11 protein-coding genes are annotated in these 16074 nt (G+C 38.2%); 5 read left to right on the plus strand and 6 right to left on the minus strand.

The annotated features are described in order from the left end of the window. Positions 1-78: 78 nt before the first annotated feature. Positions 79-978 carry an aldo/keto reductase family oxidoreductase gene (locus tag D1094_RS02160; protein ID WP_118958700.1) on the plus strand — a complete coding sequence of 300 codons (900 nt, stop codon included), beginning with the start codon at positions 79-81 and terminating at the stop codon, positions 976-978. Between the two features lie 53 nt (positions 979-1031). Then, entirely contained in the window at positions 1032-2117 is a 1086-nt protein-coding gene (locus D1094_RS02165; RefSeq protein WP_404851436.1) for an MBL fold metallo-hydrolase, read from the plus strand. A gap of 112 nt (positions 2118-2229) precedes the next feature. Here the strand turns inward: D1094_RS02165 and D1094_RS02170 are convergent, their stop codons facing one another. From D1094_RS02170 to D1094_RS02190, 5 genes are all read right to left on the minus strand, one after another. Beyond that, on the minus strand, positions 2230-2865 hold the full coding sequence (locus D1094_RS02170; RefSeq protein ID WP_118958417.1) for a thiol:disulfide interchange protein DsbA/DsbL: 636 nt from the start codon (positions 2863-2865) through the stop codon (positions 2230-2232). 117 nt (positions 2866-2982) lie between these two features. After that, a complete protein-coding gene (locus D1094_RS02175; RefSeq protein WP_118958418.1) occupies positions 2983-4203 on the minus strand; it encodes a hypothetical protein in 1221 nt (406 codons plus the stop codon). A gap of 85 nt (positions 4204-4288) precedes the next feature. Further along, positions 4289-5503: a hypothetical protein gene (locus D1094_RS02180; protein WP_118958419.1), complete on the minus strand. Its 1215-nt coding sequence runs from the start codon at positions 5501-5503 to the stop codon at positions 4289-4291. 83 nt (positions 5504-5586) lie between these two features. After that, the gene (locus D1094_RS02185; RefSeq protein ID WP_118958420.1) at positions 5587-7380 is read right to left on the minus strand and encodes an alpha-amylase family glycosyl hydrolase; all 1794 of its coding nucleotides are present in this window, start codon (positions 7378-7380) and stop codon (positions 5587-5589) included. A gap of 83 nt (positions 7381-7463) precedes the next feature. Beyond that, positions 7464-9116 carry an alpha-glucosidase family protein gene (locus D1094_RS02190; RefSeq protein ID WP_118958421.1) on the minus strand — a complete coding sequence of 551 codons (1653 nt, stop codon included), beginning with the start codon at positions 9114-9116 and terminating at the stop codon, positions 7464-7466. A gap of 341 nt (positions 9117-9457) precedes the next feature. On the opposite strand from D1094_RS02190, the gene D1094_RS02195 reads away from it, so the two are divergent. From D1094_RS02195 to D1094_RS02205, 3 genes are all read left to right on the plus strand, one after another. Beyond that, entirely contained in the window at positions 9458-11944 is a 2487-nt protein-coding gene (locus D1094_RS02195; protein ID WP_259337790.1) for a TIM-barrel domain-containing protein, read from the plus strand. A 3-nt stretch (positions 11945-11947) separates the two neighbouring features. Continuing rightward, complete coding sequence (locus tag D1094_RS02200; protein ID WP_118958422.1) at positions 11948-12943, plus strand: glucokinase; 996 nt, start codon at positions 11948-11950, stop codon at positions 12941-12943. Positions 12944-13164: 221 nt separating this feature from the next. Then, positions 13165-14661, plus strand: coding sequence for an MFS transporter (locus tag D1094_RS02205; protein ID WP_118958423.1), 1497 nt, complete (start codon positions 13165-13167; stop codon positions 14659-14661). A gap of 231 nt (positions 14662-14892) precedes the next feature. Here the strand turns inward: D1094_RS02205 and D1094_RS02215 are convergent, their stop codons facing one another. Next, positions 14893-15915, minus strand: coding sequence for a LacI family DNA-binding transcriptional regulator (locus tag D1094_RS02215; protein WP_118958424.1), 1023 nt, complete (start codon positions 15913-15915; stop codon positions 14893-14895). Positions 15916-16074: the final 159 nt, after the last annotated feature.

The following is a 16074-nucleotide window of genomic DNA, read 5'->3' on the forward strand; positions in this document are numbered from 1 at the left end:
TTTAAGATAGAGACAGTTAATTGCTCATTCAGATAATAGAAAATAATATTTATGCAAAATATACCGTTAATAAATAGTATGACAAGTCTTGAGAAAACTGCTCAAGCACAGCTATCATCAAGCCGTTTAATTTATGGCTGCATGCGTATTGCTGGAGATAACTCAACAGCAGATAAAGATAAAGGCATGACAGCAATTAAAGCTGCTATTGAGGCGGGTTATAATCATTTTGATCATGCAGATATTTATGGCGGCGGCCAATGCGAGCAATTGTTTGGCGAGTTTTTAGCAAACTCACCGAGCTTAAGAGAAACACTTATTATTACCTCTAAAGCGGGTATCAGACAGTCTCCACAGCGTTATGATTTTTCTCACGATTACTTAATAGAAAGTGTCGAAGGGTCATTAACTAGGTTAAACACCGATTACCTTGATCTCTTCTTGTTACACCGTCCTGATTATTTATTTAATGCCAATCAAGTCGCTGAAACTTTCAAACAATTAAAGCGCGAAGGTAAAGTTAAACACTTTGGTGTAAGTAACTTTAGTCCATCACAAGTCAACCTATTACAGTCAGCACTCGATGAACCCCTTCTAATTAACCAGATAGAAATTAATTTACATAACATCAGCAGCTTACAAGATGGCACCTTAGATCAATGTCAGCAATTGGCTATAACACCTGTCGCATGGTGTCCGTTAGGTGCGGTAGCTTACCCTGCTTGGGGCAATACTTTTTCTCAAGCTGATGAACAGCGCATCGGTATTGAAATGACTAAGCAAGCGCAAAAATATAATGTTGAAGCGTGGCAAATTAGCCTAGCATGGCTATTGAAGCACCCAGCTAATATTTGCCCTATTATTGGCTCTACAACACCAAGTCGTATTGATGCAGCTAAACAAGCGCTAACAATCGATTATAGTGCCAAAGACTGGTATCACTTACTCGAAGCACGTAACGGCCAACCACTCCCGTAAATGATTCCTTAAACAAATACCTTAAATAATACTTACAATATAAAGAATACCTTATGATGAGAATAGTCTTAATTTTATCTGCTGTTATCTTGCTCTCTGCTTGTGCCAGTAATCATGTAGAAACGATTCAACAAGACACGTCGGTAGTGAAATATTCGAAAAAATATCCTGAGGGTGATCGTTTTGGTAATTTATATCCCGGTAAAAAAACTTACCCACTAACATGTCAAAAAGACTGCTACCCTAAATCAAACTATGTCATTTGTGAAAGCGAAGCCGAACAATGTCAATTTAAAAAGCGACAAACACCACCTAAGCTAAATGCTGGTTTTAAAATCAGATGGCTTGGTCATGCCAGCTTTTATATCGAAAGCCCTGATGGCAGCAGTTTACTAATAGATCCAGTCAGTGAACAGTTTGACTGGCCCGTTGATTGGGCTTTTCGATTGAGCGCAGGTTTTTTCAGAAATAAAGCTAAATGGCCTACTATTGAAGAAACATCTAACATTGATGCAGTGCTATACTCACACATTCATTACGATCACTTTAATAAAAGTGATATTACTCGCTTAGGTAATACTCCAGAATATTTTGTCCCTTTAGGTTTTTCAGAACACTTTGCCAACAACGGCTATCACATCAATGAAATGAGCTGGTATTCAGCTAAACGCATTGGCAAGCTCAATATAAAGTTTGTTCCTGCTCACCATTTTAGTAGCCGAATATGGGTGCCCTATTTATATGAAGATGACGATAAAACTCTGTGGGGTGGCTGGGTAATTGAACATCAAGGTAAGAAGATATTCTTTGCCGGTGATACCGGTTACTCCAAACATTTTGCTGACATTCAACAACACTATGGGGATATGGACATTTGTTTGATGCCCATTGCTTCTTACTTCCACAAAGAACATAGTGATTGGTATCGCTACGTTCATACTACCCCTGAAGACAGTATAAACGCAGCTAAAGACCTAAACTGTAAAGTTATGATCCCTTGGGGCTATGGTAATGCTAGTTGGAAAATGGGTGACCATAGTTCTCACTCGGCATTATTACGGTTACTGCATATGCACAAAGAAATGGGCTCACCAATCCCATTACATATATTAAACGAAGGCGAAGAAGTGAGTTTATAGCGCTACTCACCAATGCATTAATACATAATTTCAATGGATATGAATGCGTGTTGATCTTTGCCGTTCTTCGGGGTCGATTAAATAAAATTTACATTTAAAAGTTCAACGCAACTTACTTTAATGTCAGTAAATAGCTGATGATATTTTTATAATCTTCAACGAAGTTCTTTTGATCAAGTGCTTTCGAGTTAATCGCATACTTACCATTAACCACAAAAGTAGGCACACTTTTCACATAACGACCTTGAGATAATTTGTCTTGAATCTTCTTATTACGCTTTGCTTGGCTTACGACAGCAAAACTTTTAATACCTTTATCAAATTGAGCACCATCACCGCCTGCAGCAATAAATAACTTTCTTACATCAGCAATACCATTCACTTGCTTGCGCTCTGTTTGTAAGTAAGCAAACGTTTTATTGTTATATTCTTTGGCAATACCTGCACGTTCAGCTAACAATAAACCTTTACTCAACAAGAATTGGTTTTCAGCCGCCGTAGCGCCCATAAAATCCACGTGGGTTTTCGTTAATGGAACACCTTGTGGTAGTGTTTTCTTTAAATCGGGTAACACTGATTCAAAACGACGACACGCTGGGCAGTAGTATGAGAAGTATTCTCTTAGCTCTGGCTTTGCTGTACCTTTTCCTGGGATAACTGAATAATGAGTCCCTTCTTCATACTTTGCAGCAGTAGACATAAAAGGAACAAAAGCGATAGCTAATAAAGCAATAAATAGTTGTTTCATAAAAATCCTGTGATTAAACCTTAACTAAGTTGTATACCAAAAAATGATACCACTATTTAATAACACAACAAAATAGTGACCTTATCAACTATGTAAAAAGATGTAACGAGTTAATGTTTAGGGCGTGTTGACCTTTGCTTTAATAGCGTACTTTTTAATAAGTTCATTTCTTAAAGCTTCTGACTCATCGACTACAAGCATCCTAATAGCGTTATAATCGATTGGTTCTTCTATTGATGGACACAACATCATTTTACCTACAAGGTTATACGGGTACCATAAAAGCGCATTGGTAAAATTGAACTCACACTGACGCTTCATTGTGATGAGCGCTTTTTTATCTATTGATTGTTGCCATTTAATATTTAATATTTCGGCATTTAGGTTATACGTTGCTTGTTCATTGAGTAAACCTTGCAGTATAAAACCTAGTATCGTTTCAAAAGGATTATTATGATCGACGCTGCCTTTTATGATTTGCTTAGTCACTGCTTTTCCAAATTGCCATTCTCCTATAGCAATACGCTCAAAATTTATATTTAACGGTAATGGTTCAAATAGTGTGGCTAGATGATACGTTTTGCCTTGGGTAAAGATTACGTCTGCCAAAATAATATCCGCCCAACGAAGAAAATCATTATATAAATGGAGCGTTATTGAGCTTGCCATCAATGTGCGAGAAGACAAGAGCACCTTATGTCTAAACTGTGCCTCTTGTTTTAACTGTTCAAGCGTTTGTTCCGTACTGGTATTTGGAGCATTACGCCATATTTTGAGCATTTGCAGATCAAATAACCTCTTGAGTAAAGTGTAATCTCCCATGATTCCCATGGTGGTATTTTCAGGAATAATTTCAAACCAAGCATTTAACGACGACATGGTTTCAAATCGCTGTTGAAGTACTTTAGTACCATTTAGCAGCGCGTCTATTTCTTGCTTTTTACTACTAAGGCTCTTACTACAAGTGTCCTGAGCAAAATTAACCGCTTTGCATTTAGAAATAATCTTATAGTGCACTTCATTTAATAGGCTAATGTCCAAAAGTTTCCTATCAATGCTATGATGAGCAGGTTCTTTACTTAATCGTGCGATGTTTTTCATGCCTTCATCAAAGACATCAGCCCCTTGTGGCGCTTCTATGCCCATAAAATAGATAAAGGCATTGTCTTCATCAGGAACTTGAGAGATTTGCTCAAGCTTTTGTTCAAACGCTACAACAAGGGGAGATTTATTTTCATCAACAAGGTTGATAATGACTAAAATGAAATAGAGCGACAGAGGTAAGGCAACGAGCAAAATAGCGAGCCATTTAAACGAAGATTTTAGAAAGCCTTTCACAAAAAATATCCTTATATACTAATACGTTATTAGCATATAAGAATAACTATTTTATGTACACCATAAACAATTAAAGATGCAATGACTACGGACGAAGCATGTCATCTACTAATGTAACTCGAGCAGTTTCAGCCTTAGTAATTCGGTCAAAATAACTTGTAAAATAACCATTACTCATATCATCAGAAGCGATTGTTGCACAAGTCATTATTTTACCTAGCGGATTATACGAGTACCATAAAACAGCATTGCTTAAGCTCCATTCACATTGTTGTTTAAGTATATCAACATGAGTACTAGCAACAGTTTGCTGCGAGTTAGCATGCAAAAATTCAGCGTATAGGTTATAAGTCGCTTGTTCGTTAAATATCAAGAAAAGAGATTGATACCCCAATCGTCCAACAAAGTCGCCTTTGCTTTGTTCCAAGAAGAAACCTTTATTAACCATTCTTTGAAAAAAATCTAACTCACCTTTTGCAACAAGCTCCATTGAGCGTTCACCTTTAGATAACGGTTGTTGAATACTCTGAATGCTTGCGAATGATTGCTTAGGTAGCTTTTTATCTATAACAATAAACTCAAACCACTGCAAAAATTGTTGATAAACCTCAAGTGCAACCATTTTAGTTAGTAGTAAATGCGAATTAGCTAACTGCATTCGAAGAAACTTGCCTTGCTGCTCAAAACGATCCTTCACGTGTTGAGCTTTATCTGGCGTAGCTTCAAGCCAAAGTTCAAGCATTGCGAGATGATTTAAGTTAACTAATGTACTTAGTTGCATAATATTAGTGACAGAAGCTTCTTTTGATAAGACCTCATACCAAGCGGGCAGCTGAGTCAGCTTTTCATAGCGGCTACGCAATGTTTTGGTATCAGCTAACAGCCTATTAATTGCCTCAAGGTTTTGTGACAGCGTTTCACTGCACCTTGTTTCTACTGCGTTAGCTATGTCACAGCCAAAAAGATCATCGCTGAATTGTAGCGAGGGAACAATTAAATTGTTAGCTGAATCACCTAATGCATTAGTCGTGATATTTTGGCTAAGTAATTTGGTTTTCTTCTGCCCTATAGCCAAAAAATCAGCCTTTTCAGGCGCTTCTATGCCCATAAAATAGATAAAGGCATTGTCTTCATCAGGAACTTGCGAAATTTGCTCAAGCGTTTGTTCAAACGCTAAAACAAGGGGAGATGTGTCTTCATCAACAAGGTTGATAATGACTAAAATAAAATAGAGCGATAAAGGTAAGCCAACGAGCAAAATAGCGAGCCATTTAAACGAAGATTTTAGAAAGCCTTTCATAAAAAATATCCTTATATACTATAACGTTATTAGCATATAAGGATATTACAGTGATGTACAGCCTAAGTTAAAGCGTTTGCCTGCTACTTAGTATTGAAAATAGCAAAACTCAATGGTGCAATTGAGACCGTGTTTTGATTAAAAGTAGTTTCACTATTTGCTGCGTGCATTAAGGTCAGCGGTAACGACGTTAACGCATCAGAGTTTAGTGCCAACGTTTGTGCTTTTGTATCAGTATTAAAGGCAATAATCAGCTTTTGCCCTTGATACTCACGACTAATAACAAACAAACCTGGAGTTTTTTGCGAGTATAACGTTTCTTGTTGACCAAAACGTAGCGCAGGGTTTTGCTGATATAACCCCGAAAGTTCAACCACTTGTTGATAAAAAGGATGGCTTGCATCAAAGTTATCTTCAGCCGTGGTGCGTTTGGTAGCTAATAAATTATCTTCATTATAACTAGCCACTTTTGATGGCATCATATCTTGTCTTGATGCTTGATCACCACCTAAACCGATAAAACCTTGTTCGTCACCATAGTAAATAACGGGAACACCACGAGCAAAGAAAATTAACGCATTGGCTAACATATTTCTTTGAATTTGCGCTTGTTCACTATAATTAAACTCGCTTTGTCTTACAAAGTGAGCAAAACGTCCCATATCGTGATTGCCAGTAAAATTAACTAGCTGATTCGCGTTAGCTGTTTCACTATTATAAAGGTGATCTTTAGCAAAGAGTTTTGCTAGCTCGTCCGTTCCCTCTTGTTTAACTAAGGTTTTTTCTAACGCACTTTGTAGCGCAAAATCAAGCACTGAAGGTAATTTTGCTTCGGTGGTATACTTACTTAATGCTTCAGGTTCAAAGCTATACACTTCACCGAACATAAAGAAGTTGTCTATGCCTAGCTTTTTAGCATGAGCAGTCAACGCGGGTGAAAAGGCTTGCCAAAATTCCATATTGACGTGTTTAACGGTATCAATACGAAAACCATCAGGTTTGAATTCTTCAATGATATCTTGATAAATGCTAATCATGCCTTGAACAACATGATCACTATCAGTATCAACATCATCTAAGCCTGAAAAATCACCTCTTAGTGCACTTTCTCCTTGCCAAAAAGAGTCACCTTGGTTGTGATAAGCATTAACATTATTAAGCCAATCAGGTGTTTTAACTTTTTCATTCCCCTTAGGAATGAGCGGCGTATAAGTATCACCTTTTGCCACTTGTGCCATCGCTTTAAATGGGCAGCTATCTCCCTCAACTAACCAACCTAAGCCATCTTTACCATGACACTCTTCATATTTAATAACATCAGCAGTATGGTTGGTGATAATGTCAAAAAACACTTTCATATTACGTTGATGAGCTTGGTCGATAAAATGCTTTAATTCAGCATTGGTACCTAAGTGGGGATCTATTTCAGTGAAATCTAAAATCCAATACCCGTGATAACCTGCACTACCTGTTTGAACGGCTTGGTTTCGTAATACTGGCGTTAACCAAATAGCAGTAATGCCCATGTTATCTAAGTAATCTAATTTTTGGGTTAAACCTGCCAAATCACCACCGTGATACATGCCTTTATCAGTAACATCTAAACCACCATGAGATAAAATACGTTTTTTATCTGTCGCTTTTGCGCCTAAATCATTTGATTTATCGGCATTTTGAAAACGATCAGGCAAGACAAAGTAGAAAACTTCATCTTGAAAAGAACGTTGCTGATAGGGTGCAAGTTTTTCAGCCTTAGCTTGATAATTTTTATTCGCTTGTAGGCTACTTTCGTTATATGCACAAGCGCTAGGAAGTAATACTAAAGTACAGGTTAGCAGAGAAGATAACAACAACGTATATTTGGTGACTTTTATCATTTTTATTATGCTCTATTCATAGTGTTCGTGTGAACCAAAACAAAACACCTCAATGATTATCATCATCGAGGTGTTAAAAAGCGTTATAGTTTTGCGTAATAACAACCAAAAGCTGGTAGTTCAATAGTGATATTATCTTTTTGAACTTGTTCAAGCTTGCCTGATAATAAATTGTGATCAGTCAGGGCGGTTAAGTTACTCGCTTGTGCGCCACCAACACTGGCTAAATCTAACGAGACCCTTTGTACCTGTTCACTTAAATTAAAACAAACAACTAATTGCTCTTGCTGATAGGTTCGTACAAAAGCCAAAATGGGCTCTTCACTCGCTAACATTTTAATATCACCATACAAAATAGCAGGTTGTGTTTTACGCCATGCATTAAAGTGACGGTAACTATTCAAGATAGAATCAGCAGGTTGTTCTTGTGTATTAACTGATTTAGCGACATGCTCTGGCGACATAGGTAACCAAGGTTTAGCGCTACTAAAGCCAGCATTTTGTTCAGAGTCTTGCCAAGGGTGCGGTGTTCTACAACCATCTCTGCCTTTAAATTGAGGCCAGAAGGTTATGCCATAAGGGTCTTGAATATCTTCATAAGCAATATCAGCTTCAGTTAAGCCTAACTCTTCCCCCTGATAACTACAAACACTACCACGTAATGAAGCAATCATGGCGAATAGCATTTTGGCAAAGTTAGGGTTTTCATATCCCCCCCAACGAGAGACTACACGCTGAACATCATGGTTGGAAATTGACCAACAAGGCCAGCCATCACTTACACGTGACTCTAACGACTCAACAACTTGTTTTATATAACCTGCTGTAAAGTTATCAGTTAATAAATCAAAGCTATACCCCATGTGTAAACGCGTATCACCTTGGGTGTATTCCGCCATGGTTTTTAATGAATCTTCTGATGAAATTTCACCTAAGGCCACAGCACCGGGGTACTTATTTAATAAGGTTCTAATAGATTCAATAAAGCCTAAATTTTCATCTTGCGTATTATTAAAGTAATGATACTGATAGGCATAAGGATTTTTCTCATCAAAACCGATACTTTGGCGTAACTCTTTTGGTTTTGCTGGGTTGTCACGCAACTTAGCGTCATGAAAACAAAAGTTAATGGCATCAAGCCTGAAACCGTCAACACCACGTTTTAACCAAAACTCTACATTGTCTAGCACGGCTTGACGTACGTCTGGGTTATGAAAATTTAAATCTGGCTGGCTTGATAAAAAGTTATGCAAATAATACTGCTGACGACGAGGCTCCCACGTCCAACCTGTGCCACCAAAAATTGATAACCAGTTATTTGGTGCCGTACCGTCTTCTTTTGCATCTGCCCATACATACCAATCAGCTTTGTCATTGGTTTTATCTTCACGACTATCAAGGAACCATTGATGTTGATCTGAGGTATGACTTAACACCTGATCAATCATAATTTTAATGCCTAACGCATGGGCTTTCACGATCAGTTCATCAAAATCTGCGAGAGTACCAAATAATGGGTCTATATCACGGTAATCACTAATATCGTAACCAAAATCTTTCATTGGCGATTTAAAGAAAGGAGAGATCCAAATCGCATCAACGCCAAGGCTGGCAATGTAATCTAATTTGGCAATTATACCGGGTAAATCACCAATACCATCTTGGTTGGCATCATTGAAGCTACGTGGGTATATTTGATAAATTACCGCACCGCGCCACCACAATTGTTCATTCATGTATATACCCCGGAAAATTATCTGTAAACATTCAATGCTTACACTTTGTTATTAAATACATTTAGTTATAACAAGCACAGCCTCAACAAGTGACTGACCACTGTGCGTTAATCTATTAAAAAGAATACGCAATAACCCACAGAGGTAACAGGGCTTGCATACGTATGCATCATTAATGCTTGCAATTACATACGTATGTATTGATTAATGATCCCTCGAATATTTAAGGCTTTGCATGAAGTTTTGCTATAGATGCTGTTTGCATACGTATTCAAGATGTGACTACAACTATACTGAGGTTATTATCATAAAATCTTTGCACTATTAATAAGAAGAATCGCTTGAAACTATTTGCCAGAACATCTCCCTTTGCTTTGCTATTTTCTTTAGTGCTTTTTGTCAGCACATTTACCAGTACACATGTTTTAGCGAGTAAGAGGCCAGACGCTTATCAAAGCCATACGTTAGAGCAACAATCGCTACTGGTTAACACAACGCAAAATGTGATTCGCTTAACAGCTTATGACAATGCCATAGAAGTGCATTATCAAAATGATAAAACGCCTTTACCTTCTTACGCAATAAAAGAGAATGCGACTCCACACACTGCACAGGTTAAAAATACCACTCATAAACTAACCTTCTCTGCTGGGCAGTTAACTGCGGTGATAACAAAAAGTCCTTTTGCTATTCAATTTTATCGTCAAGGTCAATTGCTTGTTGGTGAAGAAGCTGGTTACGTGAAGCAAATACAAGAAGCGGACGAACAAGAGAATTATCACGGTTTTCGTTTTCACTTAAGTCAGGATGAAAAACTCCTTGGCGCTGGTGAACGTGTGCTAGGTATGGACAGAAGAGGCCATCGGTTACCTCTCTATAACAGAGCTCATTACGGCTACACAACAGAATCAAGCCAGATGAACTTCTCAATACCTGCGGTGCTGTCAAATAAAAAGTACTTACTGTTATTTGATAACTCCGCTAAAGGGTGGTTAGATATTGGTAAAGCTAACCCTAACATTTTGCAATTTTCAGCCGTAAGTGGCCGATCTTCATATATTGTTTTCTCTGGCGACAATTACCCCGATATTATTCACAACTACGTAAAATTAACAGGTACTCAACCTATGCCACCTCGCTGGGCTTTAGGTAATTTTGCTTCTCGGTTTGGCTATCGTTCACAAAAAGAAGTCACCACTACCGTACAAAAATTTATTGATTTAGATATTCCACTTGATGCGTTAGTGCTTGATCTTTATTGGTTTGGTAAAGATATTAAAGGGCATATGGGTAATTTAACTTGGGATAAAGAGACCTTCCCTGCACCTGAAAAAATGATGAGTACACTTAAAGAGCAAGGCGTTAAAACGGTACTAATTACTGAGCCTTTTGTACTAACCAATTCGAAAAAATGGCAAGAGGCAGCCGATAATCAAGCATTAGCTAAGGATGTTGACGGTAATGCTAAAACGTTTGACTTTTACTTTGGCAACACTGGCTTAATCGATGTTTTTAACGAAACCGGCCGCCGTTGGTTTACTGATATTTACAAAACCTTAGATGAACAAGGTGTTAGCGGCTGGTGGGGTGATTTAGGAGAGCCTGAAGTACACCCTAGCGATACACTGCATACATTAGATAATGGCCTTCAAGTTAATGCCGATGCTATTCATAATGTTTATGGTCATCAATGGGCCAAAACGCTTTATGAACACCAATTAACATTACATCCAAATAAACGCCCTTTCATTTTAATGCGCTCTGGTTTTGCGGGTTCACAGCGCTATGGCATGATCCCTTGGACAGGAGATGTCAGTCGCTCATGGGGTGGATTACAGCCACAAGTAGAGCTTAGCTTACAAATGAGTTTACTGGGTTTAGGTTACACCCATTCAGATTTAGGCGGCTTCGCTGGTGGTGAAAGCTTTGATAAAGAGCTGTACATTCGTTGGTTACAGTATGGTGTTTTTCAACCTATTTATCGTCCGCATGCGCAAGACAACATTGCCGCTGAAGTCGTTTTTCATGATAAAGAGACACAAGATATTTTACGTGAATTTATAAAGCTACGTTATCAATTACTGCCTTATAACTACACCTTAGCTTATGAGAACAGCATTAAGGGTATGCCACTCATGCGCCCATTATTCTTCGAAGATGAGCAGAATAGTCAGCTTATTCAAAATGCTCAAAGTTATCTTTGGGGCGATGCTTTTCTGGTGACACCTATTGTAAGTGCTGAGCAAAAAGAGGTGACAATACAACTTCCTAAAGGGATATGGTTTGATTATTTCACTGGCAAAAAATACTTGGGTAATCAAACTATCACCATCGCTACATCTCTTAACACCTTGCCTGTTCTAGTACGCGCTGGTTCATTTATTCCGATGGTACCCGCTGTTCAATCTACTCAACAATACAGTAGCCAAGCGTTAACATTGCATTATTATGCCGATAAATCGGTTAAGAAAAGTGCAGGAAAAATGTATGAAGATGATGGCATTAGCATCAATAACATGGCAAAAAATCAGTATGAATTACTTCATTTTTCTGTAGAGCATGCTAAAGCGTTAACATTTAATTTCTCACATCAAGGGCAATACCCAAATATGCCCGCTCAAAGAGATATTCACTTGGTTATTCACCATCTAAAAGACATGCCGAAAACGGTTTCAATAAACGGTCGAGCACTTAAGGTTGGTCAAAACGATAAAGCTCAAGCAATTTGGGATGCTACTACGAAAACTTTTACCATAAAATTCACTTGGCAACATGAGAAACATGGGCAACAATACCAGCAAAAGCCACTCACATTAAGTGTAATGTAAGCCATGAATAATAGTCAGCCTAACACGATAAATTTAATAGCCGACATCGGCGGAACCAATATTCGCATCGCCTTAGCAGATGCTACTGCCGAGCAAAAGTTTACCCACATTGAAACCTATCGTTGTGCAGACTTTTCTGGTTTACGCGAAATACTCGCTTTATATATTAATAACCAAGGATTTCATGACCGAGAAATTCATGCTTGTTTAGCAATAGCTTGCCCAACAGATCAAGATATTATCTCAATGACTAACTTGCCTTGGCAGTTTTCTCAACAAGCGTTAAAAGCTGAGTTGAACCTTGCAAGTTTGTCGTTTATTAATGATTACACCGCCATTGCCATGGCAATCCCATTATTAAGTGATCAACAAAAAGTACAAATTGGCTCAGGTGAACCTAAATCGGGTATGCCTATTTCAGTCTGTGGACCGGGTACTGGCTTAGGTGTGGCAAATTTAATTAATATCAATGAACAGTGGCACTGCATCAGCGGCGAGGGTGGTCATGTTGATTTTGCACCGGTGAGTGATGAAGAAATACAAATCCTTGCTAGTTTAAAAAAAATCAAAGATCGTGTTTCTTATGAGCAACTACTTTCAGGTTATGGCTTAGAACAAATTTATACCGCGTTAGTTGAAATACACAACAGTGATCTACCCCCAAAATTAACCGCTCAGCAAATAAGTGAAAAAGCGACGACAGCAAGCTGTAGCCTATGCCAGCAAACGTTAGATACCTTTTGTTGTGTCTTAGGAAGTTTTGCTGGTAACCTTGCCTTAACTTCAAACAGCCAAGGCGGTGTTTATATCGCTGGTGGTATAGTGCCTCGCTTTATTGAATACATACAAAACAGTCAATTTAGAAAACGTTTTGAGCTTAAAGGTCGTTTGTCAAATATTCCAAAATCAACACCTACGTTTGTCATCACTGAGGCTCAACCCGGTTTATTAGGCGCTGCAGCTTACATTTTACAACAGCAAAAACGATTGAATACGTGATTTTACATAGCAAAATGACCTTTTGAATACGTATGTAAACGCTAGTTCAAACTGCTTATAGTTAGTATATTAGTGTTATTGGAAATGATTTTTCAATGCACACTCTGTTTGATATTGGCCCAGTTTTTAGGCAAAAGCACTCCTTATGAGTGCTTTTTTTATCAAGATAAATAGAGTTAATAATTATAATGATAAAACTAACCTGATAAGAGTATTCAATTATGAGCAATCAAAGTTCCCAAGTCACTGGCAAACCTAAACTCAGTTTTTGGCAGATATGGAATGTTAGTTTTGGCTTTCTTGGTGTTCAGTTTGGTTTTGCTTTGCAAAATGCCAATGCCAGTAGAATTCTTTCAGATCTAGGTGCAGACCTTCACTCTTTATCTTTATTCTGGCTTGTCGCTCCAATTATGGGGTTAATTATTCAACCAATTGTTGGCTCAGCTTCAGATAAAACATGGAATCGATTAGGTCGACGTACACCTTATATTTTAGCAGGTGGTATTGCGGCTGCTATTGGCATGTTATTAATGCCAAACTCTGCAACCCTAGCTAGTTTTATCACACCTCTAATTTTTGGCGCCATGATGTTAGCCATTATGGATGCTTCATTTAATCTGGCGTTTCAACCATTTAGAGCCTTAGTGTCTGATATGGTACCAGCAGAACAACGCAATATAGGTTACTCAATCCAATCTTTTCTTATTAATATTGGTGCCGTACTAGGTTCAATTTTACCGTTTGTATTAACCAATGTTATCGGTTTAGAGAATACTGCAAGCACTGGACAAGTTGCGCCATCAGTCATTTGGGCGTTTTATATTGGTGCGACGGTAATGCTTGGTTCGGTGCTATGGACAGTATTTAGAACCAAAGAATACGCTCCCGGTTGCAATGGCTTGGCAGAATTAGATTCAAGTAACGCTGAAGATTCACTGTTGCAAAAATTAGCTGACTTTTTCGGTTTAATGAAAACGATGCCAACGACAATGAAGCGATTAGCGACAGTACAGTTTTTCTCATGGTTCGCGCTATTTATTATGTGGGTTTATACTATGCCAGCTATTGCTCAGCATATTTGGGGAATTGAAGCAAAATGGTTTGATCCCACTTATTTATCTTCAGTTGCAGTTGTACCACAAGAAATAGCAGCCGCTAAAGGTACCGCAGGTGACTGGGTAGGTATTATCTTCGCAGCTTACTCATTATTCGCGGCCATTGCTTCGCTTTTCTTAGCTAAAGTTGCGAACAAAATTGGTAGAAAACTAACTTACTCTTTATCACTACTTGCTGGTGGTTTAGGCTACTTAAGCATTATGTTAATGCAAAACCCTGAGCCAACGATGGTAAATCTATTAATTACTCAAATAGAAGTCCCACAAGGTGCTGTTTCTCTATTTTTACCTATGGTAGGTGTCGGTATTGCTTGGGCAGCGATTTTAGCTATGCCTTATGCTATTTTAGCGGGTTCATTGCCCGCCAAACAAACAGGCGTATACATGGGTATTTTTAACTTTACCATTGCCGCTCCACAAATTATTTCCGGCATATTTGCTGGTTGGATTTTAACTGCGGTATTTGACAACCAAGCAATTTACATCATTATGCTAGCAGGTATATCGATGGTATTAGCAGCGGTATCTGTGTACTTTGTTAAAGAAGGTAGCGAGCAAGCAATACCTGTAACAAGTAATGATAACGCAGTAGCAAATAGTTAATGACTTATAAGTTACTAAAGAAAAATACTAGGGTCTGTTGATCTTTCGCGATTAAATTTTGTTCGAGCTAAAAGCGTTTTATTCGCGGCGACTAGTATTTGCTTAGTCATTCTAAGCAAATACTACTCAACAAAGCGTAAAATGCTTTTAGCCGAATCCTTCGGACAGCGTTTGTTGGTCGCTAAGAACGACATGGTGACATGAGAACAAATAACCTTTGTATGGGTATCGTTATTCTCCACAGGATTTTCTAATCACGAGCTCAGGTTTTATTAACGCTGTACTTATCTCTTTGCCTGAAATAAGTTCTAGTAAGCTATCAACCAGCATTTCGCCAGCAATTTTTGTATCCTGCTTCACGGTAGTTAATGGTGGAAAAGTGAAACTCGCCACAGCAATATCATCAAACCCTGCAACAGTGACTTCATCAGGGATTGCTTTTCCATGTTCTTTTAGTGCTCTCATAGCACCAATGGCAATCAAATCGCTCGCTGCGCAAATTGCATCAAATACCTCGTTACTTTCAATGAGTCGACAAGCAGCTTTGTACCCTGCTTCTTCGGTATAAAGCGCATTAAATTGAAGGTTAGGATTGACAACTAGTTGATGTGATTTAAGTGCTGCGCAATGACCTTTATAGCGATCAAAAAATTCAGGCGCATGAGTTGATGCACTACCTAAAAAAGCAATGTTTTTTCGACCTTGCTTAATAATATGTTCAGTAATTTCTTTCCCACCCTGAAAGTTATCACAACCAATCGTTACCATTGGCAAGCCTTCTACTTCAGCGCCCCAACGTACAAAGTGTGTACCTTGCTCTGTTAGTTGTACTAGCTTTTCTTCAAAGTCGACAAAGTCACCATAACCTAATAATATCAAACCATCGGCTTTGTTACTGTCTTCAAAATCTGCGTGCCAGTCATTACTTGCTTGTTGAAAAGATACAAGTAAGTCGTAACCTTTATTTGAACATGCGCGAGTAATACTGCCAAGCATTGATAGAAAAAACGGATTAATTGCTGAATCATCGCTGGTAGGATCTTCAAACAATAACAACGCAATAGTATCACTTTGTTGGGTACGTAAATTACTGGCGTTCTTATCGACCTTATAATTTAACTCTTTCGCGATAGCTTGTATTTTTGTACGAGTAGCCTCATTCACAAGCGGGCTATTGCGCAATGCTCTTGATACGGTAGATTGCGAAACCCCCGCTTGGTATGCAATATCAAATGAAGTAGCTTTATCTTTCACATCGTTATACTCAAAACAACAGTATTTACAAGAATATACTTGCTTGAATTAGATTGAAAGTCACAAATGCAAAAAAGCCTAAGTATTTCAACTTAGGCTTTCAAAACGTTCACAATTAATTAGGAAACGATTAAAAAATAGAACCGACTTCTAAGCTTA

This window comes from Colwellia sp. RSH04, from assembly GCF_003545765.1.
Classification (GTDB): Bacteria; Pseudomonadota; Gammaproteobacteria; order Enterobacterales; family Alteromonadaceae; genus Colwellia.